At 67.4% G+C, this 702-nt stretch carries 1 pseudogene; it reads right to left on the minus strand.

Features of this window, described 5'->3' with window-relative positions:
• Positions 1 to 702, minus strand: a pseudogene (locus tag OO68_RS42865) (lyase family protein); the annotation flags it as partial.

Consider the following 702-nt stretch of genomic DNA (forward strand, 5'->3'; position numbering starts at 1 on the left):
ACTCCGCGGCCGGTGGCGAGGGCCTCCTTGGCGATGTCGGTGGCGGCGGTGTAGCCGATGTGCGGGTTGAGGGCGGTGACCAGGCCGATGGAGTTCTCCACGCTCGCGCGCAGTGCCATGGTGTTGGCGGTGATGCCCGACACGCAGCGCTCGGCCAGGGTCAGGCACGCGCTCTGCAGATGCGTGATGGACTCCGACAGGGAGTGCAGGATGATCGGCTCGAAGGCGTTGAGCTGAAGCTGCCCGGCCTCGGCGGCCATGGTGATGGTGACGTCGTTGCCGATCACCTCGAAGGCGACCTGGTTGACCACCTCCGGGATCACCGGATTGACCTTGCCCGGCATGATCGACGAACCCGCCTGCACCGGCGGCAGATTGATCTCACCCAGACCCGCCCGCGGCCCCGACGACAGCAGCCGCAGGTCGTTGCAGCTCTTGGACAGCTTGACCGCGATGCGCTTGAGCACACCGGACATCTGCACGAACGCCCCGCAGTCCTGGCTTCCGCCAGCCGGGACCGGTCCTCGTCCAGCATGACGGCATAGGCCGAGAACTCCTGGCCCAGCGTCATCGGCACCGCGTCCTGCAACTGCGTGCGGCCCATCTTGAGCACATCGCGGAACTCGACGGCCTTGGCCGCGAACGTGTCCTGCAGAACCGCCATCGCTTTGAGCAGCCCGCGCACCGCGAACACCGTCGCGA

This window comes from Streptomyces iakyrus, from assembly GCF_000717055.1.
Lineage (GTDB): Bacteria > Actinomycetota > Actinomycetes > Streptomycetales > Streptomycetaceae > Streptomyces > Streptomyces iakyrus.